This window comes from Burkholderia sp. MSMB1459WGS, assembly GCF_001534535.1.
In the GTDB taxonomy this organism is placed as follows: domain Bacteria; phylum Pseudomonadota; class Gammaproteobacteria; order Burkholderiales; family Burkholderiaceae; genus Burkholderia.
Genome location: NZ_LPMU01000002.1, coordinates 1 through 23,628, shown reverse-complemented (window position 1 = coordinate 23,628; position 23,628 = coordinate 1). Strand labels below are relative to the sequence as shown.

The window sequence follows — 23,628 nt, the reverse complement described above, 5'->3', positions numbered from 1 at the left end:
TGCCTTCCCGCCGCCTCGAGCGGCAACGAACGCAGCGCCAAAAAAAACGCCCGCTGCAAGCAGCGGGCGCGAATCCCAGTCAAGGAGGTGTCACACGAACTACGGGTCCAGCATAAAAGGATCGGCCATCGTCGACAACGAAGCGATTGCGATATCGATATCGTCGCCGTGCGGATGAGCTTCCGAGTCGGCGCGCCCCATAAACGAAACGGCGCTCCGCCGTCCGGGAGGAGCGCCGCTGGCTATCCGTGGCGGCGGGCAGCGCCGGCCGTCGGCCGGGCTATGCTCCGCGGCCGATCACGGCTCGTGGCGCAGATACCCTTCCTTGCTCGGATCGCGCATGCGCCACGACACGATCAGGGAGATCGCGCACAGCACGGTCACGTACCAGTAGAAGGTTTCCTCGCTGCCGATCGACTTGAACCACAGCGCGACGTACTCGGCCGAGCCGCCGAAGATCGCGTTCGCGACCGCATACGACAGGCCCACCCCCATCGCGCGCACTTCCGGCGGGAACATCTCGGCCTTGATGAGGCCGCTGATCGACGTGTAGAAGCTGACGATCGCCAGCGCAACCGTGACCAGCACGAACGCGGCCACGGGGCTCGTCACGTCCTTCAGCGCATGCATCAGCGGCACCGTGCCGATCACCGCGAACGAACCGAACAGGATCATCGACGTGCGGCGGCCGATCTTGTCCGACAGCGCGCCGAACACCGGCTGCATCAGCATGTAGACGAGCAGCGCGACGGTCATCACGTTGCTGGCCGTCTTCGCCTGCATGCCGGCCGTGTTCACGAGGTACTTCTGCATGTACGTCGTGAACGTGTAGAAGATCAGCGAGCCGCCGGCCGTGAAGCCGACCACCGTGAAGAACGCCCCCTTGTGCTGCCACACGCCGCGGATCGTGCCGGCGTCCTTCTTGTCGCGCGATGCGCTCGTCGACGTCTCGTCGAGCGACTTTCGCAGGTACAGCGAGATCAGCGCGGCCGCCGCGCCGACCACGAACGGAATGCGCCAGCCCCACGCTTTCAGCTCACCGGCCGACAGCGTCTGCTGCAGGATCACGAGCACCAGCAGCGCGCACAGCTGGCCGCCGATCAGCGTCACGTACTGGAACGACGCAAAGAAGCCGCGACGGCCCTTCAGCGCCACTTCACTCATGTAGGTCGCGCTCGTACCGTACTCGCCGCCCACCGACAGGCCCTGGAACAGGCGCGCGACCAGCAGCAGCGTCGGCGCGAGCGCACCGATCTGCGCATAGGTCGGCAGCACCGCGATCACGAGCGAGCCGCCGCACATCATCAGCACCGAGATCATCATCGCCGTGCGACGGCCGTGACGGTCGGCGATGCGGCCAAACAGCCAGCCGCCGATCGGACGCATCAGGAAGCCGGCCGCGAACACGCCCGCCGTGTTCAGCAACTGGGTCGTCGTGTTGCCGCTCGGGAAGAATGCCGGCGCGAAGTACAGCGCGCAGAACGAGTAGATATAGAAGTCGAACCACTCGACGAGGTTGCCCGATGAGGCGCCGACGATGGCGAACACGCGCCGCCGGGTGTCATGCGCGGACAGCGCAGCTTGGTCGGTCTGGACGTCCATGGGTTGGTCTGTTCCTTTTAGTACTTTCTGGGCGAGACGGCTGGGGCCGCCGCGTGCGGTCGCACGTGGCACCGGTTCCGGCGCACGGCGCTACGGGATTTTAGCGAAATGTAAAGTAACAAGCGCTCCGGGTTCGTCCGGATGTAGAAAATTTTTCTCCCGCCACGCGTTCGTCATATGAAAACGCCAGCCTTCGGGCTGGCGTCCGATGCAAACATTTTCGCTTGGCGACGATCACACGCGCACTTCCGGCGGCACGTAGCGGCACTCGTAGCGCTTGCGTACGGTGCCGGCCTCGTCGACGCTTTCCAGGTACACGTCGAACTGCCAGAGCCGCGCCATGTGCTTGAGCACCTCTTCGCTGTCGTTCGACAGGTGGCGGTTGTCGGTCATGAAGTGACGCAGCGTAAGGCTACGGTCGCCGCGCGTGTTGACGGCCCATACCTGGATGTTCGGCTCGCGATGATGGATGTCGTACTGCCGCGACAACGCCTGCCGCACGTACTGATAGCCGGAATCGTCGTGGATCGCCGATACCTCGAGCGAGTCGCGCATGTCGTCGTCGAGCACCGAGAAGAGCCGCATCTCGCGAATCAGGTTCGGCGACAGGTACTGTGCGATGAAGCTCTCGTCCTTGAAGTTGCGCATCGCATAGTGCATCGCCGGCAGCCACGGCGTGCCCGCGATCTCCGGAAACCACTTGTAGTCCTCCTCCGTCGGCGCTTCGCAGATCCTTCGGATGTCGCTCATCATCGAGAAACCGAGCGCATACGGGTTGATCCCGCTGTAGTACGGCTTCGTGACGGGCGGCTGGTAGACCACGTTGCTGTGCGAATGCAGGAACTCCATCATGAAGCCGTCTTCCAGCTTCCCCTGGTTGTACAGCGTATTGAGCAGCGTGTAGTGCCAGAACGTCGCCCAGCCTTCGTTCATTACCTGCGTCTGCCGCTGCGGATAGAAATACTGGCCGATCTTGCGCACGATGCGGATCACCTCCCGCTCCCACGGTTCGAGTAGCGGCGCATTCTTCTCCGCGAAATACAGCAGGTTCTCCTGCGGCTCGGGCGGATAGCGCTCTTCCTGCTCCTCCGTCAGCTCGGGCTTCTTGCCGGGCAGCGTGCGCCACAGTTCGTTGACCTGCGACTGCAGGTACGCCTCGCGCTCGCGCCGCAGTGCCGCTTCCTTCGACAGCGACGGTTTCTGCGGCCGCTTGTAACGGTCGACGCCGTAGTTCATCAGCGCGTGGCACGAATCGAGCAGTTCCTCGACGCGATCGAGACCGTAGCGCTCCTCGCATTCCGCGACGTAGTTCTTCGCGTACACGAGATAGTCGATGATCGCGTGCGCGTCGGTCCACAGCCGGAACAGGTAGTTGCCCTTGAAGAACGAGTTGTGCCCGTACGCCGCGTGCGCGATGACGAGCGCCTGCATCGTCATCGTGTTTTCTTCCATCAGATACGCGATGCACGGGTTCGAATTGATGACGATTTCGTAGGCCAGGCCCATCTGGCCGCGGCGGTAGCTCTTTTCGGTCGCGAGGAAGTGCTTGCCGAACGACCAGTGGCGATAGTTGACGGGCATCCCGACCGACGCATACGCATCCATCATCTGCTCGGCGCTGATCAGCTCGAGCTGGATCGGGTAGATGTCGAGCTCGTATTGTTCGGCGACCTGCGAGATGTGCGTGTCGTATTCCTCGAGCAATTCGAACGTCCAGTCGGACGGGCACGGCAGTGGCTTGCGTTCGGCAACGTTCATACGCGCTTCCTTTTGCCCGGAACCGGGCAAGTCGGCGGCCGGCGGCGACGGTTCGGCCTGCACGCGTTGCTGCGGTGCGGCAGGGCCGGCCGTGTCGTCGCCGGAAGGGCGCGGCTCGTAGCCGCGCGACTCGTTGTGCAGATGGCGGGTCGTCATGACATTTCCACCTGCTTTTCGAACAATTCGCGAAACACCGGGTAAATGTCCGCAGCCGATTCCACTTTTTTCATCGCGAGATGCGGTTGCGACAGGGCCAGTTGCGCGTATTCCAGCCACAGATTCTGCTCTTCCGGCGCGACCTGGATATACGCGAAGTAACGCGTCTTGGTGAGAATATCCTCTTCCAGGATTTTGCGACACTTCGGCGAATCGTCAGTCCAGTTGTCGCCGTCGGACGCTTGCGCGCCATAGATGTTCCACTCGGTCGGCGAGTAGCGCTCGTTCATCACCTTGCGCATCAGTTCGAGCGCGCTCGACACGACCGTGCCGCCGCTTTCGGTCGAATGGAAGAAGGTATCTTCGTCCACTTCCTCGGCGCGCGTGTGGTGACGGATGAACACCACTTCGATGCGCTCGTAGTTGCGCTTGAGGAACAGGTAAAGCAGGATGAAGAAGCGCTTCGCGAGATCCTTGCGCTGCTCGTCCATCGAGCCCGACACGTCCATCAGGCAGAACATCACGGCCTGGCTCGACGGTTGCGGCTGCTTCACGCGGTTGATGTAGCGCAGGTCGAACGGATCGATGAACGGAATCCGCCAGATGCGCCCTTTCAGGTGGTGGATCTCGGCTTCGAGCGTCGCGATTTCCGCGCGGCGGTCTTCGGTGTCGTTCTTCAGCGCTTCGAGCCGCGCCTCGAGCTCGCGCAGCTCGTTGACGAGCGGCGAGCCGAGCGCGATGCGCCGGCCGAGCGCGCTGCGCAGCGAACGCACGACGTCGATGTTGTTCGGCGTACCTTCCGCCGACCAGCCCGCGCGCACGTTCTTCCAGCTCGGCACCGTCAGCAGGTGCGTCTTCACGAGGCGCGGCAGTTCGAGATCGTCGAAGAAGTACTGCATGAACTCGTCGCGCGACAGCTCGAACACGAAGTCATCCTGCCCTTCTCCTTCGTTGCTCGCCTGACTCCCGCCGCCGCCCGAGCCGCCCTGCGGACGCGGAATCTTGTCGCCGCGCACGTAGTCCTCGTTGCCGGGGTGCACGTATTCGCGACGCCCGCCCGGCGCGTGCCGGAAATTCGGCTCCGCGATGTCCTTGCGCGGGATCGTGATGCTCTGCGTGCTCTGGATATCCTTGATGCTACGGTCGCGCACCGCGTCGGACACGGCACGACGAATGTAGTTCTTGACGCGACGCAGAAAGCGTTCGCGATTGGCGATGCTCTTGTTCTTGCCGGCCAGCCTGCGGTCGATGATTTGATGAAGCACTCCCGGTCTCCCGCTCGAAAGTCGATCTGCCGGGGCACTCGCCGCGCATGCCGTCTGCCGTCATGCGGGCGGCGCCTCTGAAAGCGCCCGGGCGGACTCGCCGTCCGGGCGCGATGCCGCGCGTGTCATGACGACTTGCGCACGCGCAGGTACCAGTCGCAAAGCAGCCTCACCTGCTTCGGCGTATAGCCCTTCGCGACCATCCGGTTCACAAAGTCCTCATGCTTGCGCTGCTCCTCCGCCGAACCCTTGGCGTTGAACGAAATCACCGGCAACAGCTCCTCGGTGTTCGAGAACATCTTCTTCTCGATCACGACGCGCAACTTCTCGTAGCTCGTCCACACGGGGTTCTTGCCGGCGTTCGCCGCCCGTGCGCGCAACACGAAGTTCACGATTTCGTTGCGGAAATCCTTCGGATTGCTGATCCCGGCCGGCTTCTCGATCTTCTCCAGCTCCGCGTTCAGCGCGGCGCGGTCGAAGCTCTCGCCCGTGTCGTGGTCGCGGAATTCCTGGTCCTGGATCCAGAAGTCCGCGTACGTGACGTAGCGATCGAAGATGTTCTGGCCGTATTCCGAATACGATTCGAGATACGCCGTCTGGATCTCCTTGCCGATGAACTCCGCGTAGCGCGACGCGAGCACGTCCTTCACGAAGGACAGGTACTTCTGCTCGGTTTCCGGCGGGAACTGCTCGCGTTCGATCTGCTGTTCGAGCACGTACATCAGGTGCACTGGGTTCGCCGCGACCTCGCTCGTATCGAAGTTGAACACGCGCGACAGGATCTTGAACGCGAAGCGCGTCGATACGCCGGTCATCCCTTCGTCGACGCCCGCGTAGTCGCGATACTCCTGGTACGACTTCGCCTTCGGATCGGTATCCTTCAGGTTTTCGCCGTCGTACACCTGCATCTTCGAGAACAGGCTCGAATTCTCCGGCTCGTGCAGGCGCGACAGCACCGAGAACTGCGACATCATCTTCAGCGTGCCCGGCGCGCACACGGCCTCGGCCAGCGACGAGTTGCGGATCAGCTTCTCGTAGATCTTGATCTCTTCCGACACGCGCAGGCAGTACGGCACCTTCACGACGAAGATCCGGTCGAGCAGCGCCTCGTTGTTGCGGTTGTTGCGGAAGGCCTTCCACTCCGATTCGTTCGAGTGCGCAAGAATCACGCCGTCGAACGGAATCGCGCCGAAGCCTTCGGTGCCCTTGAAGTTGCCTTCCTGCGTGGCGGTCAGCAGCGGGTGCAGCACCTTGATCGGCGCCTTGAACATTTCGACGAATTCGAGCAGGCCCTGGTTCGCGAGGCACAGGCCGCCCGAGTAGCTATAGGCGTCGGCATCGTCCTGCGCGTACTGTTCGAGCTTGCGGATATCGACCTTGCCGACCAGCGACGAGATGTCCTGATTGTTCTCGTCGCCCGGCTCCGTCTTCGCGATGCCGACCTGCCGCAGGATCGACGGATAGCGTCGCACCACGCGGAACTGGCGGATGTCGCCGTTGTATTCGTGCAGGCGCTTGACGGCCCACGGGCTCAGGATGCTTTTCAGGTAGCGGCGCGGAATGCCGTACTGTTCCTCGAGGATCGGACCATCCTCGTCGTAGTCGAACAGCCCGAGCGGCGATTCGTTGACGGGCGAGCCCTTCAGCGCATAGAACGGCACGCGCTCCATCAGTTGCTTCAGACGCTCGGCGATCGACGACTTGCCGCCGCCCACCGGGCCCAGCAGATAGAGGATCTGCTTCTTCTCTTCAAGACCTTGCGCAGCGTGGCGGAAATACGCGACCACCTGCTCGATCACCTCCTCCATTCCGTAGAACTCACGGAATGCCGGATACACCTTGATGACCTTGTTCGCGAAGATCCGCGACAGGCGCGGGTCGTTGCGGGTATCGATCTGTTCAGGTTCCCCGATTGCTTCCAGCATGCGTTCACCCGCCGTCGCATACGCGGATGGATCGTTCTTGCAGAGCGCGAGATACTCCTCCAGCGAGAGCTCTTCCTCTCGCGTTTTTTCGAAGCGGTTCGCGAAGCTGCTGTAAATATCCATGCTACCTCCCTCGCCTGAGTCTGAAGACGTGCCTGCCTTCTATGACTGCGCAGAAGCAAGCGCGTTCGAATTCATCCTAAACCCTTTCTTATTTTTTTTCACGAACTCTTCGTATGAAGTTCGTCATTCTCGACAACACCGCTTGGACAACGCATTTCGTCGTTTTACAATCGACCTCCCGAGCCGCAGAAACTGCATCCGCCGCGTCTCGTCGAACATCGAAACGGCTCGTGCGTTGGACACCCCCGACGTCGCCACCTCTCCCCTTCATCCCTATACGTTCGAGCGGCCGCGCGCGATGACACGCCGCCCGCACCGTTACAAATTTTTTTCGCAGTCCCGTACGGACATACCCGTACGACGAACGCGGGAACACGACGCGCACGCAGCGCCTCCGCGCGAATCCGTCGGTGCGTCACGCACGATGCGCGACGCACGTGCCTGAGCCCGATCGATCGTCCGCGCTGTCACATTCGGCCTGTCGCAGAAACGACGACGCCCGCGGATCGCGGGCGTCGTTCGTCACCAAATGGGGATAGATACGCGGCGCACGCGGATCAGAACGTCTCCCAGTCGTCACCGCCGGCGCTCGCGACGGCCGGCGCGGGCACCGGCGCAGCCGATACGGCGGCAGGCTTGCGCGCCGGCATCGCGGCGGTCGCGCGTTTCGGCGCGGCATCGCGTTCGACGCGCGCAGCGGCCTGTACCGGCGCCGCCGCCGGCGCGGACGATGCGCGCGGCGCATGCCGCGCCACCGCAACGACGGTGTCCGCGCGCGCCGTTTCGTCGTCGAGCTGGAATACCGCCGCCGTTTCGCGCAGGCGCATCGCCTGTTCGTCGAGCGACTGCGCGGCGGCCGCGGCCTCCTCGACGAGCGCCGCATTCTGCTGCGTGACCTCGTCCATCTGCGCGACCGCGCGCGCCACCTGGTCGATCCCGCCGCTCTGTTCCTCGGACGCCGCCGCGATCTCGCCCATGATGTCCGTCACACGCTGGACCGCGCCGATCACGTCGTTCATCGTGCGCCCGGCTTCGTCGACCAGCGTCGAGCCGGTCCGGATACGCTCCACCGACGCGTCGATCAGCGTCTTGATTTCCTTCGCCGCGCTCGACGAACGCTGCGCGAGGCTGCGCACTTCGCCGGCGACGACCGCGAAGCCGCGGCCTTCCTCGCCTGCCCGCGCGGCTTCGACGGCCGCATTCAGCGCAAGTATGTTGGTCTGGAACGCGATTCCCTCGATGATCGCGATGATGTCCGCGATTTTCGCCGAGCTGTCGTTGATTTCGCCCATCGTGCCGACCACCTGGCCCACCACCGTATTACCCTTGTTTGCAATGTCGGACGCATTCGCGGCCAGCGCGCTTGCCTGGCGCGCATTGTCCGCATTCTGCTTCACGGTGCCGGTCAGTTGCTCCATGCTCGACGCGGTTTCCTGCAGCGCAGCGGCCTGTTCCTCGGTACGCGACGACAGGTCGATGTTACCGGCCGCGATCTGGCGGGCCGCGGTCGCGATCGATTCGCTGCCGCCGCGCACGGTGCGCACCGTGTCGACGAGCCCGCGCTGCATCCTCGCGAGGCCTTCCAGCAACTGCCCCATCTCGTCGCGCCGATCGACGACGATCGGCCGGCGCAGGTCGCCCGCGGCGATCGCGTCGAAATGCGACAGCACATCGGCAATCGGGCGGCCGATCGCGCGGCTCAGCGTCAGCCACGACAGCGCCGCGGCCCCGATGCCGGCCAGCAGCACGACGATCGACAGCACGCGCATCGTCTCGAACACCGATTCCGCCCGATCGAAGCGCGCCTGCGCATTGGTGAACTGAAAGTTGCGCAGCGCTTCGCCGGCCACGGCCAGTTCGTTATAGCGCGCCTGAAGCTGCTTCGCGCCGTCGCCGATCCGGTCGTGATCGCCCGTGCCGATCGCGCTCGCGAACGCGTCGCAGGTATCCTGCAGCACCTTGCGCCGGGCGACGACGTCCTGGGCGAGGCGATCCTCATCGGCGCCGCGCGGCAGCGCGAGGTACTTCTGCCACCATGCGTCGGATTGCGTGCGCATCGCGCGGCTGCGCTCGATGGCAGCCGTGGAATCGGGCGTGCCGACCAGCAGCGCCGCCCGGTCGAGTGCGAGGCGCTCGCGCGCGGCGAACATTTCCGCGACCGACACGTCGACCGCGCTCGGCATCTGGTTCGTGAAAATCTCGCGCGTCGAATCGTTCGAACGCGTCATTCCGTACAGACCGAGCACGCCGGTGATACCCAGCAGTACCGCCAGAAACGCCATCGTCAAACCGATGCGCGCACGAATCGTCAGGTTCCTGAACACCATCATCCATCCTGTATTGCGTCGTCATGAACGGGCCTCGCCCGTTGGCTCGAAGCATTGCTTCACTCGGTGCATTTACGACCGTGTGGCGCATAACTTGATGGCTTTGGCGTCATTATTTCGAATTATTCGTCTGTTTATTACAAATGACTGAATAATTGACGCAATTCGGGTCGGAATGGCGAACAGGAGAAGGCGCACCGGTACGCGGCCCGTCCGTCTCGTGCGACGGACGGGCCGCGTAGCGGAACCGGAAAGCGGTGATCCGGCCCTAGTCGGCCAGTTCGATGCGGCTCGGAATCGACGGCTGTGCGCCTGCGCGCGTGACCGACAGCGCCGCCGCGCGTTGCGCGAAGCGGATGGCCGTGTCGACGTCCGCGCCGGCCGCGAGCCGTGCGGAAAAGCCGCCGATGAAGGTGTCGCCGGCCGCCGTCGTGTCCACCGCCTGCACCGCCGGCGCCGGATAGTGTCGCGCAGCGCCGTCGGCCGTCAACGCGAGCACGCCGCGCGCACCGAGCGTGACCAGCACGTTGCGCGCGCCGCCGGCCTGGAGCGAGCGCGCGGCGGCTTCGGCCTCCGCCGGGTCGCGCACCGGCAGCCCGGTGAGCGCGGCCGCCTCGACCTCGTTCGGGATCAGGTAATCGACGAGCGGCAGCCAGCCGTCCGGCAGCGGCGCGACGGCCGGGGCCGGATTGAGCACCACCGTGCGGCCGAGCCGGCGCCCGGCCGACAAGGCAGCGAACACCGCGTCCGGCGGCGTCTCGAGCTGGCAGATCAGCACGTCGGCCGCCGCGAGCGCGGCCTCGTGCCGGGCAATCGTGTCGGTCGTGACCTCGCCGTTGCCGCCGGCGACGATCACGATCGCGTTCTGGCTCGCATCGTCGACGACGATCAGTGCGACGCCGGTCGACGCCGACGCGCTCGTCGCGAGCCCCGTGCAGTCGATTCCCTCGACCTCGAGGCCCGCTCGCAGTGCCGCGCCGTGCGCATCCGCGCCGACGCAGCCGATCATCGCGACGTGCGCGCCAAGCCGGGCGGCGGCGACGGCCTGGTTGCCGCCCTTGCCGCCCGCTGCCTGCGCGAACGCGTGCCCGGCCAGCGTTTCGCCCGGCAGAGGCAACCGCGGCGCCCGCACGACGAGATCCATGTTGAGGCTGCCGACCACCGTCACGCGGCCGGCGCCCGTGGCGGTCGCCGTCATGCGCGAGCGCCCGGCGCGGCCGGCTCGCGATAGACCGCCGTCGATTCGCGCAGCACGAGGCGCGGCGACACGACGCGGCGGCGGCTCGGCACGGCGCTCGAACCGCCGCCGATCCGTTCGATCAGCGTCTGCGCGGCCATTTCGCCGAGCGCGCGCACCGACTGGCCGACCGTCGACAGCGCCGGATACGTGTAGCGGGAAAATTCGATGTCGTCGAACCCGATGATCGAGCAGTCGTCGGGCACGCGCATCCCGCGCTCGGCCGCCGCGCGCAGCGCGCCGACCCCCATCAGGTCGTTGCCCGCGAAGATCGCGCTCGGCCGCACCGATTCGAACAGCCGCGACGCCGCGTGATAGCCGCCCAGGCACGAGAAATCGCTTTCGGCGATCGCGCCCGGCACGATGTCGACCCCGCGCTCGGCCATCGCGCGGATGAAGCCGTGCACGCGCATCGCGCTGACGGCGGTGTCGGTCGGCCCGGTGATGCAGCCGATCTTAGCGTGCCCGAGTTCGAGCAGATGGCGCGTGGCCAGATACGCGCCGCGCTCGTGGTCGATCTGTACGAGATCGGCCGCGAGCCCCTCGATGTTGCGATCGACGACGACGAGCGGCGCGTGGATATCGGCAAGCGTCTGCGCGAGCACCGCGTCCTCGCCCGCCGACGCGACGATCAGACCGTCGATGCGCTTTTCCTGCAGCACGCGCAGGTAATTGCGCTGCTTCACGGGATCGTCGTCCGAATTGCAGAAGAACACGCAATAGCCGTTGGCTGCGCACTGATCCTCGATGCCGCGCGCAAGCTCCGCGAAGTATGGATTCGTGCTGTTCGGCACGACGAGGCCGATGGTCGCCGTCGCCCGCGCCTTCAGCGAGCGCGCCACGGCCGACGGCACGTAATTCAGCTCGCGGATCGCGCCCTCGACCTTCGCACGCACATCCGCGGACACCGGCCGCGAATTGTTCACCACGTGCGAGACGGTCGTAAACGACACGCCCGCCATGGCCGCCACATCCTTGATCGTCGCCATTTCCCGTTTCTCTCTGGTCTGTTCTGTGTGTCTTCTTACCGCACGCGCGTACGCCGGCTGCGATACGTATCGAGCACGACCGCCACCACGATCACCGCACCCGTGATGATCCGTTTCGTCGGCTCGTTCGCACCGATCTGCGCCAGCCCCGCGGCCAGCACGGAGATGATCAACACGCCGAAGAACGTGCTGATCACCGAGCCGCGCCCGCCCATCAGGCTCGTGCCGCCGATCACGACGGCGGCGATGACCTGCAGTTCGAGGCCCGCGCCCGCGTTCGGATCGGCCGCCTCGAGCCGCGAAATCTGGAACAGCGACGCGAGCCCCGCGAGCGCGCCCATCAGTGCGAATACGAGAATTTTATACGGCCGCGGGTTAACCCCTGCAAGTCGCACCGCTTCCTCGTTCGTGCCGATCCCGATCAGATAGCGCCCGAACACCGTGCGCGTGAGCACGAACTGGGCCGCGATCATCACCGCGACCGCGATCAGGAACGCCGGCGAGATGCCCAGCGCGATCGGGTTCGACAGGAAATCGAACGCGTCGCCGATATACGCGGTGCGCGAATTCGTCAGCTGGTACGCGAGGCCGCGAGCGGCCTCCAGCACGCCGAGCGACACGATGAACGACGGAATCCGCCAGCCGACCGTGACGGCGCCGGTCAGCGTGCCCGTCGCGGTTGCGACCGCGATCCCGATCAGCGCGGCCGGCAGCGGCCCCCACTGCCATTTCAGCGCGGCGACGCTGACCATCGACGCGGCGAGCGCGAGCACCGAGCCGACCGACAGGTCGATCCCGGCGATGATCAGCACGAAGGTCATCCCGACCGACATCACGACGAGATCGGGAATCTGGTTCGCGATCGTGCTGAACGTGTCGTAGGTCAGGAAGTGCGCGCTCAGCACCGAAAACAGCGCGATCATCGCGGCCAGCGCGCCGGCGAGCCCGAGATAGTTCGACAGGCCGAGCCGCGTGCCGGACAGCGTGCGCGCGCGGCGCCCCGTCACGTCCTGCTGCGCGCCTGCGTCGGTCGGGGATACGGGAGGCTGGGTCATTGCTGTGGTCCTGTCGTCGAAGTGCCCGGAGCGGCGCCGCGCGCCTGCCCCGCATCCGGATGCGGCATGGCGGCCGCCGGCGTCTCGCGGCCGAAGCCGGCGAACGCCGCGGCCAGCAGCGCATCCTGGGTCCAGTTGCCGCGCTCGAACACGGCCGTCATGCGGCCGGCCGACATCACGCCGATCCGGTCGCAGATCAGCATCAGCTCGCGCAGGTCGCTCGATACGACCACGAGCGCGCGGCCTTCGCGCGCGAGCGCGCCCATCAAAGTGTAGATCTCGAATTTGGCGCCGACGTCGATCCCGCGCGTCGGCTCGTCGAACAGCAGCACGCCCATGTCGCGCGCGAGCCAGCGGCCGATCACGACCTTCTGCTGGTTGCCGCCCGACAGTTCGCCGACCGGCTGCGTCGCCCCGTGCGTGCGGATTCGCAGCGCGTCGATCTGCTGCTCGGCGAGCGCGGTCTCGCGCGCCGAATCGACGATGCCGCCGCGCGCGAGCCGGTCGAGTTGGCCGAGCGACACGTTCGCTGTAATCGACTGCGACAGCAGCAGCCCTTCGCCCTTGCGATCCTCGGTGATCAGCGCGATGCCCTGCTGCACCGCATCGACCGGCGACGCGATCCGCGCCGGCTTCAGCGGCTGGCCCACCGCGATCGTCCCGGCATCCGGCGTGTCGGCACCGTAGATCAGCCGCAGCAGCTCGGTGCGACCCGCGCCGATCAACCCCGAGATGCCGAAGATTTCGCCCGCGCGTACCTCGAGCGACACGTCGCGCACGGCCGTCCCGCGCGTGAGGCCCGACACCGCGAGCCGCGGCGCACCGAAACGACGTTCGCCGAGATCGATATGTTCGCCGATCTCGCGCCCGACCATCAGCGTGACGAGCCCGTCGGACGTGGTCGCCGCCATGTCGCCCGCATGCACGAGCCGGCCGTCGCGCAGCACCGCGACGCGCTCGGCGACGCGCGCGAGTTCCTCGAGCCGGTGCGAGATGTAGACGATCGCGACGCCGCGCGCCTTCAGCCGGTCGATCTGCTCGAACAGCAGCTCGACTTCGCGCGCGGTCAGCATCGCGGTCGGCTCGTCGAGAATCAGCACGCGGCAGTCGCCGATCAGGTTGCGCGCGATCTCGACCATCTGCTGGTGGCCGATGCCGAGCGCGCCGACCGGCGTATCCGGATCGACCGCGTCGAGCCCGACCTGCGCCATCGCCGCGCGCGCGTCGTCGCGCAGCCGCGCGCGATCGATGATCCCGAAGCGCCGCGGCAGGCGGTTCAGGAACAGGTTTTCGGCGACGCTCAGCGTCGGCAGCAGGTTCAGCTCCTGCATCACCATGCGCACGCCGAGCGCCTCGGCCTGCGTGCGGCTCGCCGGCGCATAGGCCTGGCCGCCGAGCTGCATCGTGCCGGCGGTCGGGTCGACGAGGCCGCCGATGATCTTCGACAGCGTGCTCTTGCCGGCACCGTTCTCGCCCGTCAGCGCGAGCGCCTGGCCCGCGTCGAGCGTCAGCGTGACGTCGGCGAGCACGGGTTCGGCATAGGTCTTGCCGATGCCGGATACGGACAGCACGGGGTGGGCTGAACGGGAGGGTTGGAAGGTCGGTTCCATCGCGATCCTGGTTGCGGCCGCGCGCACGGGGCGCGCGGATATGACGCTCACAAGTGCATGTGCATGCAGTGGCCGTGATCGCGCTCACACCGGATAACGGCCGCCGCGCCGGATTCTTGAGGGCGGCGGCCGGACCGGTGCGGCGTTACTTCGTCACGAGATCCACCGGCGTCTCGACCACGCCGGACATGTCGGCCTGCTTGCGATGCTCGGCGATCGCCTTGAGCGCCGTGTCGATGCCGAATACGGCCTGCTTCGCCGCGTACTGGTCGGCGGTCGCGAGCACGCGGCCGTCCTTCAGCATCGGCTTGATCGCGTTGATGTTGTCGTAGCCGACCACGAGCACCTTGCCCTGCTTGCCGGCCGCGCGCACGGCCGACACGGCGCCGATCGCCATGTTGTCGTTGCCGCACAGCAGCGCCTTCAGGTTCGGATATTCGTTGAGCATCGCGGCGGCCACCGCATTGCCCTTGTCGATCTCCCATTCGCCCGACTGCACCGACACGACCTTCATCCCGCCCGCCTTCATCGCGTCCTGGAAGCCGGCCGTGCGCTGCTGGGCGTTGGTGGTCGTCGACACGCCTTCGACGATGCCGACCTGGTCGCCCGCCTTCAGCCGCTTCGCGAGGTAATCGCCGACCTTGCGCGCGCCCTTGCGGTTGTCCGGGCCGACGAACGGCACGTTTAGGTTCTTCGACTTCAGCACGTCGGGATCGAGCCGGTTGTCGATGTTCACGACGACGATGCCTGCGTCGACGGCCTTCTTCACGACCGGTACGAGCGCCTTCGAATCGGCCGGCGCGAGCACGATCGCATCGACCTTCGAGACGATCATCTGCTCGACGATGCGGATCTGGTTCGCGGTGTCGGTCTCGTCCTTGATGCCGTTGGTGACCAGGTCGAACTGGTTCGCGTTGTGTTTCTGGTATTCCTTCGCGCCCGTTTCCATGGTCAGGAAGAACTCGTTGGCAAGCGACTTCATCACGAGTGCGACCTTCGGCTTGGCCGCGGATTGCGCGTGGACAGCCGGTGCGGCGGCCACCGCGACGGCGGCGAGCGCGGCGGTCAGGAAGCGACGGCGAAAGCGGACATTCATACACATCTCCTGGCGACTGGCCCGAAGGGCCGGATTGTTATTCGGTTGTTGTTTTAATGTGAGCAAACGTTTGCGCCACACTACCCGGGCAATGGCCATCGATGCTGCTGTCGGTACCACGGAATGGAAGCAAGGCAGACGGCCGACTGCCTGGCGCGCGCTGTCGTCGACGCGCCACCGCCGGCGGGACGCCGGCGGAGTGAAGGCTATGCTGTACCGATTCGCTTCGGCGCGCAACCTGTCTGATCAATATTTAAGGGTTTATTCGGAGCGCGCGAGCGCGCTTCACGACGCGCAAATGCGACAGTCGCGATGCCGAAGGCGGCTCGCCGACGCGCGTCGCCGGCGGCGGGCCGATGATGAAGCGGTTCGGCGCGAACGACACGATCGGCACGCGGACGCCGGCATCCACCGCCCGATATGTGGTCGACTGTGACCGAACCGGCGATTCGTATCGCGCTGCTTCGTGAATGAGGATGGTTGCCGATCGTGCGTTCCGCACCGGGATTCGGCGTTGCCGATCGTTCTTGTTTTTCCGTGGGCACGGGAACGCGTGCCGGTCGTCCTGACGCGACGCACCTGATCGGATGCCTCGGCCGATGATTCGGACGCGCCGGCGGCAATCCCCGCCGCCGCCCGGTGCGGTGTACGGCAGGCTATGCGCGGCGCGTGTCGCGCACCGTCCGCGGCATCTGCCCGGACGGCGTGCGACATGCGCCATCAAACGGCTTCGCGCAACAGCCCCGCGATTTCCGCTTCGTTCAGATGCGGCGCGAACATTTCGATCAGCCGGTACGCATACGCGCGCAGGAATGCGCCCTTGCGCAGGCCGACCCGCGTCGTGCTCGCCTCGAACAGGTGCTGCGTGTCGAGCGCGACGAGCCCCGTGTCGCGCTGCGGATCGTAGGCCATCGCCGCGACGACGCCGATCCCCATTCCGAGCTCGACGTAGGTCTTGATCACGTCCGCGTCGATCGCGGTCAGCACGACGTCGGGCACGGCGCCCGCCTGCGCGAACGCCTGGTCGATGTGCGAGCGGCCCGTGAAGTCCTGGTCGTACGTGATGATCGGGTACTCGGCAATCTCCTCGAGCGTCAGGTTCTCGCGGCCGACGAGCGGATGGCCCTTCGGCACGACGACCGTGTGGTGCCACGAATAGCACGGGAACGTGACGATGTCCGGATAGCGGTCGAGCGCCTCGGTCGAGATACCGAGATCGGCCTCGCCGTTCAGGATCATCTGCGCGATCTGCTGCGGGCTGCCCTGGCGCAGCGCGAGATGCACCTTCGGGAACACGTCGGTGAATTGCCGGATCACCTTCGGCAGCGCGTAGCGCGCCTGCGTGTGCGTCGTCGCGACGACGAGGTGGCCGCTGTCCTGATCGGCGAACTGGCGCGCGACGCGGCGCAGGTTCTCGGCGTCCAGCAGCATCCGCTCGATCAGCTGGTGCACCGCCTTGCCCGGCTCCGTGAGCCCCGTCAGCCGCTTGCCGCGCCGAATGAAGATGTCGACGCCCAGCTCATCTTCCAGATCCTTGATCTGTTTCGACACGCCCGACTGCGACGTGTACAGCACGTTCGCGACTTCCGTCAGGTTCATGTTCTGGCGCACCGCTTCGCGCACGAACCGCAATTGCTGAAAATTCATGGATATGCCTCTTAGGCTGTCGTTGTTTGATTGTCGAATCGGAGCGAATCCCGCCCTCTGCCCTGCATTGTCTCGTCAACGTGCGGGAAACACCCGCACGGCGCGCGGCACGGCCGTCGCGCCGTCGCCGACCTGCAGCGAAAGCGCCCGCCATGCGTCGCGGTCGAGTTCCGCCTCGAGCGCGCCGCCCGCGCGCGCCTCGAGCTCCACGCGCACCGAACCGCCGAGCGGAATCACGCGCCGCACGTCCACCGCGATGCCGTCGCGGTGGCCTTCGCCCGCCGGCCACAGCTGCAGATCGTGCGGCCGCACGTAAGCGTTCGCGGGGCCCGCGAAGTCGGCGTCGACCTCGATCGGCGCAGCCGCACCCTCGGCGACGAAGCCACGCCCGGCAACCGTGCCCGGCAGCCGGTTCGCCGCGCCGAGGAACTCGTACACGAACGCGCTTTGCGGATGATCGTAGACGTCCTGCGGGCTGCCGACCTGCTCGACGTGGCCGCGGTTCAGCACGACGATGCGATCGGCCACTTCGAGCGCCTCTTCCTGGTCGTGCGTGACGAAGATCGTCGAGATGTGCAGGTCGTCGTGCAGGCGACGCAGCCAGCCGCGCAGTTCCTTGCGGACCTTCGCGTCGAGCGCGCCGAACGGCTCGTCGAGCAGCAGCACCTTCGGCTCGACCGCGAGCGCGCGGGCGAGCGCGATGCGCTGGCGCTGGCCGCCCGACAGCTCGGACGGGTAACGCTGCGCGAGCCAGTCGAGCTGCACGAGCTTGAGCAGCTCATGCACCTTGTCGCGAATCGCGGCTTCCGACGGCCGCTCGCGGCGCGGTTTCACGCGCAGCCCGAACGCGACGTTCTCGAACACCGTCATGTGGCGGAACAGCGCGTAGTGCTGGAACACGAAGCCGACCTGGCGGTCGCGTGCGCCGACCGACGCCACGTCGAGCCCCTGCAGCACGACCTGGCCGGCGTCCGCGTGCTCGAGGCCCGCGATCACGCGCAGCAGCGTGGTCTTGCCGCAGCCGGACGGCCCGAGCAGCGCGACCAGTTCGCCGGGCGGAAAGTCGAGCGACACGTTGTCGAGCGCCGTGAAATCGCCGAAGCGCTTCTGAAGGTTACGGACGGTGATACCCATTCTGGTTGCCTCTTTACGATTTCGACGAAACGGCGCCGACAGGGCCGGCATGTGCGGGAACGGCGTCGTGCGCGTCGGCCAGTTCGGCCGCGAGATGACGCTCGGCGATCAGCTTGAGCGCGAGCGTGACGAGCGCGAGCAGCGCCAGCACCGACGCCACCGCGAACGCCGCCGCGAAGTTGTATTCGTTGTACAGGATCTCCACGTGCAGCGGCATCGTGTCGGTCACGCCGCGGATGTGGCCGGACACGACCGACACCGCGCCGAACTCGCCCATCGCGCGTGCATTGCACAGGATCACGCCGTACAGCAGACCCCATCTCACGTTCGGCAGCGTCACGCGGCGGAAGATCTGCCAACCCGACGCGCCGAGCACGCGCGCGGCCTCTTCCTCGTCGGTGCCTTGCGCCTGCATCAGCGGAATCAGCTCGCGCGCGACGAACGGGAACGTGACGAAGATCGTCGCGAGCACGATGCCCGGCACCGCGAAGATGATCTGGACGTCGTGATCCTGCAGCCACGGCCCGAGCCAGCCCTGCGCGCCGAACAGCAGCACGTACACGAGGCCCGAGATCACCGGCGACACCGAGAACGGCAGGTCGATCAGCGTCGTCAGCAGCGCCTTGCCGCGGAATTCGAACTTCGCGATCGCCCACGATGCGCACACGCCGAACACGAGGTTCAGCGGCACCGCGATCGCGGCGACGGTCAGCGTCAGCTTGATCGCCGACCACGCATCGGGATCGGCCAGCGATTCGAGATAGAAGCCGACGCCCTTGCGCAGCGCCTCGACGAACACCGCGGCGAGCGGGACGACGAGGAAGAACGCGAGGAACGCCAGCGCGATGCCCGTGAGCAGCCAGCGCACGACGCGCGATTCGCTGACGGGGTCGAGCCGCTTCGCGGCGCGCGCGGTGGGCGACGGGGTTTTCAGCACGACGGTGGCCTCCTGGCTCATTGCAGGCCTCCTGCGGCGACGGCGCTGACGGCGGCGGGCGCCGGACCGCTCGCGCCCTTGCTCGTCCTGCGCTGCAGATACCACTGCAGCGTGTTGATCAGCAGCAGCATCAGGAACGACACGACCAGCATCACGACCGCCAGCGCAGTCGCGCCCGCGTAGTCGTACTGCTCGAGCTTCGTGATGATCAGCAGCGACGTGATCTCGGATTTCATCGGCACGTTGCCGGCGATGAAGATCACCGATCCGTATTCGCCGAGCGCGCGCGCGAACGCGAGCGCGAAACCGGTGAGCAGCGCCGGCAGCACGGCCGGCAGCACGACGCGCCGGAACGTCAGCCAGCGCGACGCGCCGAGGCATGCGGCGGCTTCTTCCTGCTCGCGCTCGAAATCCTCGAGCACCGGCTGCACGGTGCGCACGACGAACGGCAGCCCGATGAAGGTCAGCGCGACCAGCACGCCGGCCGGCGTGAACGCGATCTTGATGCCGAGCGGCGCCAGATACTGGCCGACCCAGCCGTTGGTCGCGTAGACGGCCGCGAGCGAGATGCCGGCTACCGACGTCGGCAGCGCGAACGGCAGGTCGACGATCGCATCGACGAGGCGCTTGAAGGGGAACGTGTAGCGCACCAGCACCCACGCGACGAGGAAGCCGAACACGGCATTGATCAGCGCACCGCCGAACGCGGCCGAGAACGTCAGCCGGTACGACGCGAGCACGCGCGGCGACGTGACGGCGGTGACGAACTGCTCCCACGACAGCGTCGCGGTCTTCAGGAACGTGGCGGCGAGCGGAATCAGCACCACGAGGCTCAAATAGGCCACCGTGATGCCGAGTGTCACGCCGAAACCGGGCAGCGCGCTCGGCTTGCGAAAGGTGTACGTCGTCATCGGATGCTCTTGCTGGGTCGATGCTGCTCATGGGCCCGACGCAAACGCCGGCGCAGTGAATCGCGCCGGCGGCCCGTCGGGGATGCGGCGCGCTGTCGTGGCGCGCCGCTTGTCGTTATGGCGTTACTGCGGCTTGTAGATCGAATCGAACACGCCGCCGTCCGCGAAATGCGTCTTCTGCGCATTCGTCCAGCCGCCGAACGTGTCGTCGACCGTGTACAGCTTCAGCTTCGGGAACTGCCTGGTCAGCTCCGCCGGCACGTTCTTCGAACGCGGCCGGTAATAGTTGCGCGCCGCGATTTCCTGGCCCTGCGGGCTATACAGGAAATTCAGGTAGGCCTCGGCCAGCTTGCGCGTGCCCTTCTTGTCGACCACCTTGTCGACCACCGCGACGGGCGGCTCGGCCAGGATGCTCACCGACGGCACGACGATCTCGAATTTGTCGGTACCGAATTCCTTGACCGACAGGAACGCCTCGTTTTCCCACGCGATCAGCACGTCGCCGATCCCGCGCTGCACGAAGCTCGTCGTCGCGCCCCGCGCGCCCGAATCGAGCACGCCGGCGTTCTTGTAGAGCTTCGTGACGAATTCCTTCGCCGTCTGCTCGTTGCCGCCCGGCTTGTGCAGCGCGTATGCCCACGCGGCCAGGTAGTTCCAGCGCGCGCCGCCCGAGGTCTTCGGATTCGGCGTGACGATCGAGATGCCCGGCTTGGTCAGGTCGTCCCAGTCCTTGATCCCCTTCGGATTGCCCTTGCGCACGAGGAACACGATCGTGGACGTATACGGCGACGCGTTGTCGGGCAGGCGCTTCTGCCAATCCTTGTTCACCAGCCCCTTGTTCGCGAGCGCGTCGATGTCGTACGCCAGCGCCAGCGTGACGACGTCGGCCTGCAGGCCGTCGAGCACCGAGCGCGCCTGCGCGCCCGATCCGCCGTGCGACTGCTTGAAGTTGACGGTTTCGCCCGTCTTCGCCTTCCACTCCTTGCCGAACGCCTGGTTGAAATCCTGATACAGCTCGCGCGTCGGGTCGTACGACACGTTCAGGAAAGTCGTATCGGCCTGCGCATGCGTCGCGACGCCCAGCGCCGCCGCCGCGCCGAGCGCGAGTGTTGTGATCAGGCGGCCCACCCCGCCCACCAGCCCCGTATTGCGCTTCGCCATCCTTGGTTCTCCAGTGTTGTCGGTATTGCGATGTCGGGCCAGTCTAGCGAACGGGTTACATGATTAAAAATAATCGTTCCTCATTTTTTAATACTCAAAAGTGCTAACGCATACGGGACGGACGGTTGCGGCGGACAAACCGGCGTCCGGGCGTCGCGACATCGCGCCGGAACCGGCGCGATCGCGTCGAACCTCAAGTAACACTTGAAATTCACCAAGTACTGTATAAAAATACAGCTCACTGTCTATCCATACAGTTGAGCCATGACCAAACTCACCGCCCGTCAGCAGCAAGTGTTCGACTTGATCCGTCGCGCGATCGAGCGCTCCGGATTCCCGCCCACCCGCGCCGAGATCGCGGCCGAACTGGGCTTCAGCTCGCCGAATGCGGCCGAGGAGCACCTGCGCGCGCTGGCACGCAAGGGCGTGATCGAGCTGGCCGCCGGCGCATCGCGCGGCATCCGGCTGCTCGGCATCGACGACACCCCACACCAGTTCACGCTGCCGCACGCCGGCCTGATGCAACTGTCGCTGCCGCTCGTCGGCCGCGTCGCGGCCGGTAGCCCGATCCTTGCGCAGGAGCACATCTCGCAGCATTACGCATGCGATCCCGCGCTGTTCACCAGCAAGCCCGACTACCTGCTGAAGGTGCGCGGCCTGTCGATGCGCGACGCCGGCATTCTCGATGGCGACCTCCTCGCCGTGCAGAAGCGCACGGAAGCGAAGGACGGCCAGATCATCGTCGCGCGTCTTGGCGACGACGTCACGGTCAAGCGCCTGATGCGCCGGCCCGGCGGCCTCGAGCTGATCGCGGAGAACCCGGATTACGAAAACATCTTCGTCAAGGCCGGCAGCGCGGATTTCGCGCTGGAAGGCATCGCCGTCGGGCTGATCCGCTCGGGCGAACTCTGACATTCCATCTCGCCAGGAGAACATCATGGAACGCCTTGCCCGCCTGCTGCCTTTCCGTCAATTCGGTCGCCTGCGTCATCTGCGCGGCCGCACGCCATGCGCACCGCTGTCCGCGGCGGCGCCAGTGCAAGAAGAAGTCGCAGTCGAACGGCAGGCGTCCCTGCTGCCGTCAGCGCTTCCCGCATTCGCGCGGGTATCGCTGAATGCCGGTCTGAATCACGCGGAACCCGCACGCCGCGCGCCGGTGCGCGTCTATCACGGCCGCTCGCGCCTGATCATGGTGGGTACGATCGATGCCGTGTGCCGCATGATCGATCGCTGCATTGCAGAGGAACGATCGGCCACGCCGGGCGGTCTCTGATTGCGGAACGTTCCCGCACCGGAGGCAACGTGACTGAATCGTCGCGCCGCGCACGGCGCCTCAAGCCCCTGCTGATCGTCGTGCTGGTCGTCGCCGTCATTGCGACGCTCGGCTATGCGTACGCGTCGCCGTATGTCGCGCTCGGCCGCCTGAAATCGGCGATCGATGCGCGTGATGCGCAGGCGATCAGCGAATATGTCGACTTTCCGTCGCTGCGCATCAGCCTGAAGCAGCAGGTCACGGAAGAGTTGATGCGTCGGATCGACGCCGTGAAGAAAAATAATCCGTTCGCGGTGATTGGCGCGCTGATCGGCTCTGCGCTGATCGGCCCGCTGGTCGATGCGTACGCGACCCCGGAGGGCGTGGCCGCACTGATGAACGGATTGCCGCCACGCGGCAATCCGGGCGAGCGCCCGCCTGAATGGTCGAACCCACCGCCAGCAGGCAATGCACCCGGCAACACGCCTGCCGCACCGGCCGCCAATCCGGCGCCGGCAAGTGCCGGCGCACCGGGCGGCAACGCGGCCGCTTCGGCGGCATCGTCGCCGGCACCGGCGCCCGCACCCGCTGCACCGGCCAGCCCGAGCGAAGCAACGCCAGCGCCGCACCAGCAGCAAACCAGCGCGGGCTACCGAAATATCGATGAATTCGTCGTGACGTATCAGCGCAGCGCCGACGGCACGCGTTATGCGGCGATCTTTCACCGCTTCGGGCTGTTCTCGTGGAAATTGTCCGGCATCGACCTGCATGCATAGCAGGCCGCGCTCGACACGCGCACTGCCGGTGCAGTGCAACGCCTGACCGACATGCATCGCCGGTCAGGCGGCCATCCGGCCTTTAGATCATTTGCCGCTCGCGATGGTCGCTTCACGCTCGCGTGCGATTTCGGCCTTCTGCTCTTCCGCCGACGAACACGCCACCAGAATGCTGCAGTTCACGCGATCGAGCAGTTGCGTGTTGCCCGACCCCATCCACCATCTCGACAATCCGCTGCGGCACCGGTGCCCGACGACGACGAGATCGACCTTCAGCTCCGACGCGAGATTCGCGATTTCGTCGATCGGATAACCGAACGCGAAATGGCCCTCGGCCTGGACGCCGCGCTCGCGCAGCCAGTTCACGCCTTCCTGCAGAATTTCGCGCGCGGTTTCCTCGAAGCGGCCGCATGCGACATCGGTCAGCAAGCCTGCACTTTGCGCAATGCTCGAACGCATGTCGACGACCGACAGCAAATGCGTTTCGGCCTTCAGGTCCATCGCGAGATTGGCGCCGCAACGCAGCGCCTTGCGCCCCTCGAGCGTGCCGTCGTAACACAGCAAAATCTTGTTGTAGCTAGCCATGGAGCCTATATGAACGCGTCCCGTTTGCAACAGTTTTCGTGTGTTCCGACAGACAGGATGGGCTGCAGCTCTATATCCGGCC

19 protein-coding genes are annotated in these 23,628 nt (G+C 65.9%); 3 read left to right on the top strand and 16 right to left on the bottom strand.

From position 1 onward, the window contains the following. Positions 1 to 297: 297 nt before the first annotated feature. The 15 genes from WT97_RS00320 to WT97_RS00250 all read right to left on the bottom strand — a co-directional run bounded on the left by WT97_RS00320 (position 298) and on the right by WT97_RS00250 (position 20,933). Positions 298 to 1,602: an MFS family transporter gene (locus tag WT97_RS00320; RefSeq protein WP_060352582.1), complete on the bottom strand. Its 1,305-nt coding sequence runs from the start codon at positions 1,600 to 1,602 to the stop codon at positions 298 to 300. A 234-nt stretch (positions 1,603 to 1,836) separates the two neighbouring features. Further along, positions 1,837 to 3,516: a SpoVR family protein gene (locus WT97_RS00315; RefSeq protein ID WP_059498972.1), complete on the bottom strand. Its 1,680-nt coding sequence runs from the start codon at positions 3,514 to 3,516 to the stop codon at positions 1,837 to 1,839. Further along, positions 3,513 to 4,781, bottom strand: a complete 1,269-nt coding sequence (locus WT97_RS00310; RefSeq protein WP_034207259.1) for a YeaH/YhbH family protein — start codon at positions 4,779 to 4,781, stop codon at positions 3,513 to 3,515. The genes WT97_RS00315 and WT97_RS00310 overlap by 4 nt, the downstream gene beginning before the upstream one ends. A 125-nt stretch (positions 4,782 to 4,906) precedes the next feature. Further along, a complete protein-coding gene (locus tag WT97_RS00305) occupies positions 4,907 to 6,829 on the bottom strand; it encodes a PrkA family serine protein kinase (RefSeq protein WP_027784391.1) in 1,923 nt (640 codons plus the stop codon). A 557-nt stretch (positions 6,830 to 7,386) separates the two neighbouring features. Further along, positions 7,387 to 9,156: a methyl-accepting chemotaxis protein gene (locus WT97_RS00300; protein ID WP_060352581.1), complete on the bottom strand. Its 1,770-nt coding sequence runs from the start codon at positions 9,154 to 9,156 to the stop codon at positions 7,387 to 7,389. 268 nt (positions 9,157 to 9,424) lie between these two features. Next, on the bottom strand, positions 9,425 to 10,354 hold the full coding sequence (rbsK, locus tag WT97_RS00295) for a ribokinase (protein ID WP_060352580.1): 930 nt from the start codon (positions 10,352 to 10,354) through the stop codon (positions 9,425 to 9,427). Then, entirely contained in the window at positions 10,351 to 11,382 is a 1,032-nt protein-coding gene (locus WT97_RS00290; RefSeq protein WP_034207256.1) for a LacI family DNA-binding transcriptional regulator, read from the bottom strand. The genes rbsK and WT97_RS00290 overlap by 4 nt, the downstream gene beginning before the upstream one ends. A gap of 35 nt (positions 11,383 to 11,417) precedes the next feature. After that, entirely contained in the window at positions 11,418 to 12,437 is a 1,020-nt protein-coding gene (locus WT97_RS00285; protein WP_059789824.1) for an ABC transporter permease, read from the bottom strand. Further along, positions 12,434 to 14,047, bottom strand: coding sequence for a sugar ABC transporter ATP-binding protein (locus WT97_RS00280; protein ID WP_060352579.1), 1,614 nt, complete (start codon positions 14,045 to 14,047; stop codon positions 12,434 to 12,436). The genes WT97_RS00285 and WT97_RS00280 overlap by 4 nt, the downstream gene beginning before the upstream one ends. 145 nt (positions 14,048 to 14,192) lie before the next feature. After that, entirely contained in the window at positions 14,193 to 15,143 is a 951-nt protein-coding gene (locus WT97_RS00275; RefSeq protein ID WP_059498976.1) for a sugar ABC transporter substrate-binding protein, read from the bottom strand. A gap of 720 nt (positions 15,144 to 15,863) precedes the next feature. Then, a complete protein-coding gene (locus WT97_RS00270; RefSeq protein ID WP_034207252.1) occupies positions 15,864 to 16,790 on the bottom strand; it encodes a CysB family HTH-type transcriptional regulator in 927 nt (308 codons plus the stop codon). A 75-nt stretch (positions 16,791 to 16,865) separates the two neighbouring features. Next, a complete protein-coding gene (locus WT97_RS00265; RefSeq protein ID WP_047900604.1) occupies positions 16,866 to 17,924 on the bottom strand; it encodes a sulfate/molybdate ABC transporter ATP-binding protein in 1,059 nt (352 codons plus the stop codon). A 13-nt stretch (positions 17,925 to 17,937) separates the two neighbouring features. Then, positions 17,938 to 18,882: a sulfate ABC transporter permease subunit CysW gene (cysW, locus tag WT97_RS00260; protein WP_059789822.1), complete on the bottom strand. Its 945-nt coding sequence runs from the start codon at positions 18,880 to 18,882 to the stop codon at positions 17,938 to 17,940. Further along, positions 18,879 to 19,772 carry a sulfate ABC transporter permease subunit CysT gene (gene cysT, locus WT97_RS00255; RefSeq protein WP_060352578.1) on the bottom strand — a complete coding sequence of 298 codons (894 nt, stop codon included), beginning with the start codon at positions 19,770 to 19,772 and terminating at the stop codon, positions 18,879 to 18,881. Before cysT ends, cysW begins: the two co-directional genes overlap by 4 nt. Positions 19,773 to 19,895: 123 nt before the next feature. Then, the gene (locus WT97_RS00250) at positions 19,896 to 20,933 is read right to left on the bottom strand and encodes a sulfate ABC transporter substrate-binding protein (RefSeq protein ID WP_060352577.1); all 1,038 of its coding nucleotides are present in this window, start codon (positions 20,931 to 20,933) and stop codon (positions 19,896 to 19,898) included. Positions 20,934 to 21,197: 264 nt separating this feature from the next. On the opposite strand from WT97_RS00250, the gene lexA reads away from it, so the two are divergent. Genes lexA through WT97_RS00235 form a run of 3 tightly spaced genes read left to right on the top strand, consistent with a single transcriptional unit; the run spans position 21,198 to position 22,961 of the window. After that, positions 21,198 to 21,845, top strand: a complete 648-nt coding sequence (gene lexA, locus WT97_RS00245; RefSeq protein WP_059498980.1) for a transcriptional repressor LexA — start codon at positions 21,198 to 21,200, stop codon at positions 21,843 to 21,845. Between the two features lie 25 nt (positions 21,846 to 21,870). Next, a complete protein-coding gene (locus WT97_RS00240) occupies positions 21,871 to 22,206 on the top strand; it encodes a hypothetical protein (protein WP_006476078.1) in 336 nt (111 codons plus the stop codon). A gap of 29 nt (positions 22,207 to 22,235) precedes the next feature. Next, positions 22,236 to 22,961, top strand: coding sequence for a DUF2939 domain-containing protein (locus tag WT97_RS00235; protein WP_059498981.1), 726 nt, complete (start codon positions 22,236 to 22,238; stop codon positions 22,959 to 22,961). An 87-nt stretch (positions 22,962 to 23,048) separates the two neighbouring features. Here WT97_RS00235 and WT97_RS00230 read toward each other — a convergent pair whose 3' ends face one another. After that, the gene (locus WT97_RS00230; RefSeq protein ID WP_059498982.1) at positions 23,049 to 23,546 is read right to left on the bottom strand and encodes a universal stress protein; all 498 of its coding nucleotides are present in this window, start codon (positions 23,544 to 23,546) and stop codon (positions 23,049 to 23,051) included. Positions 23,547 to 23,628 lie beyond the last annotated feature (82 nt).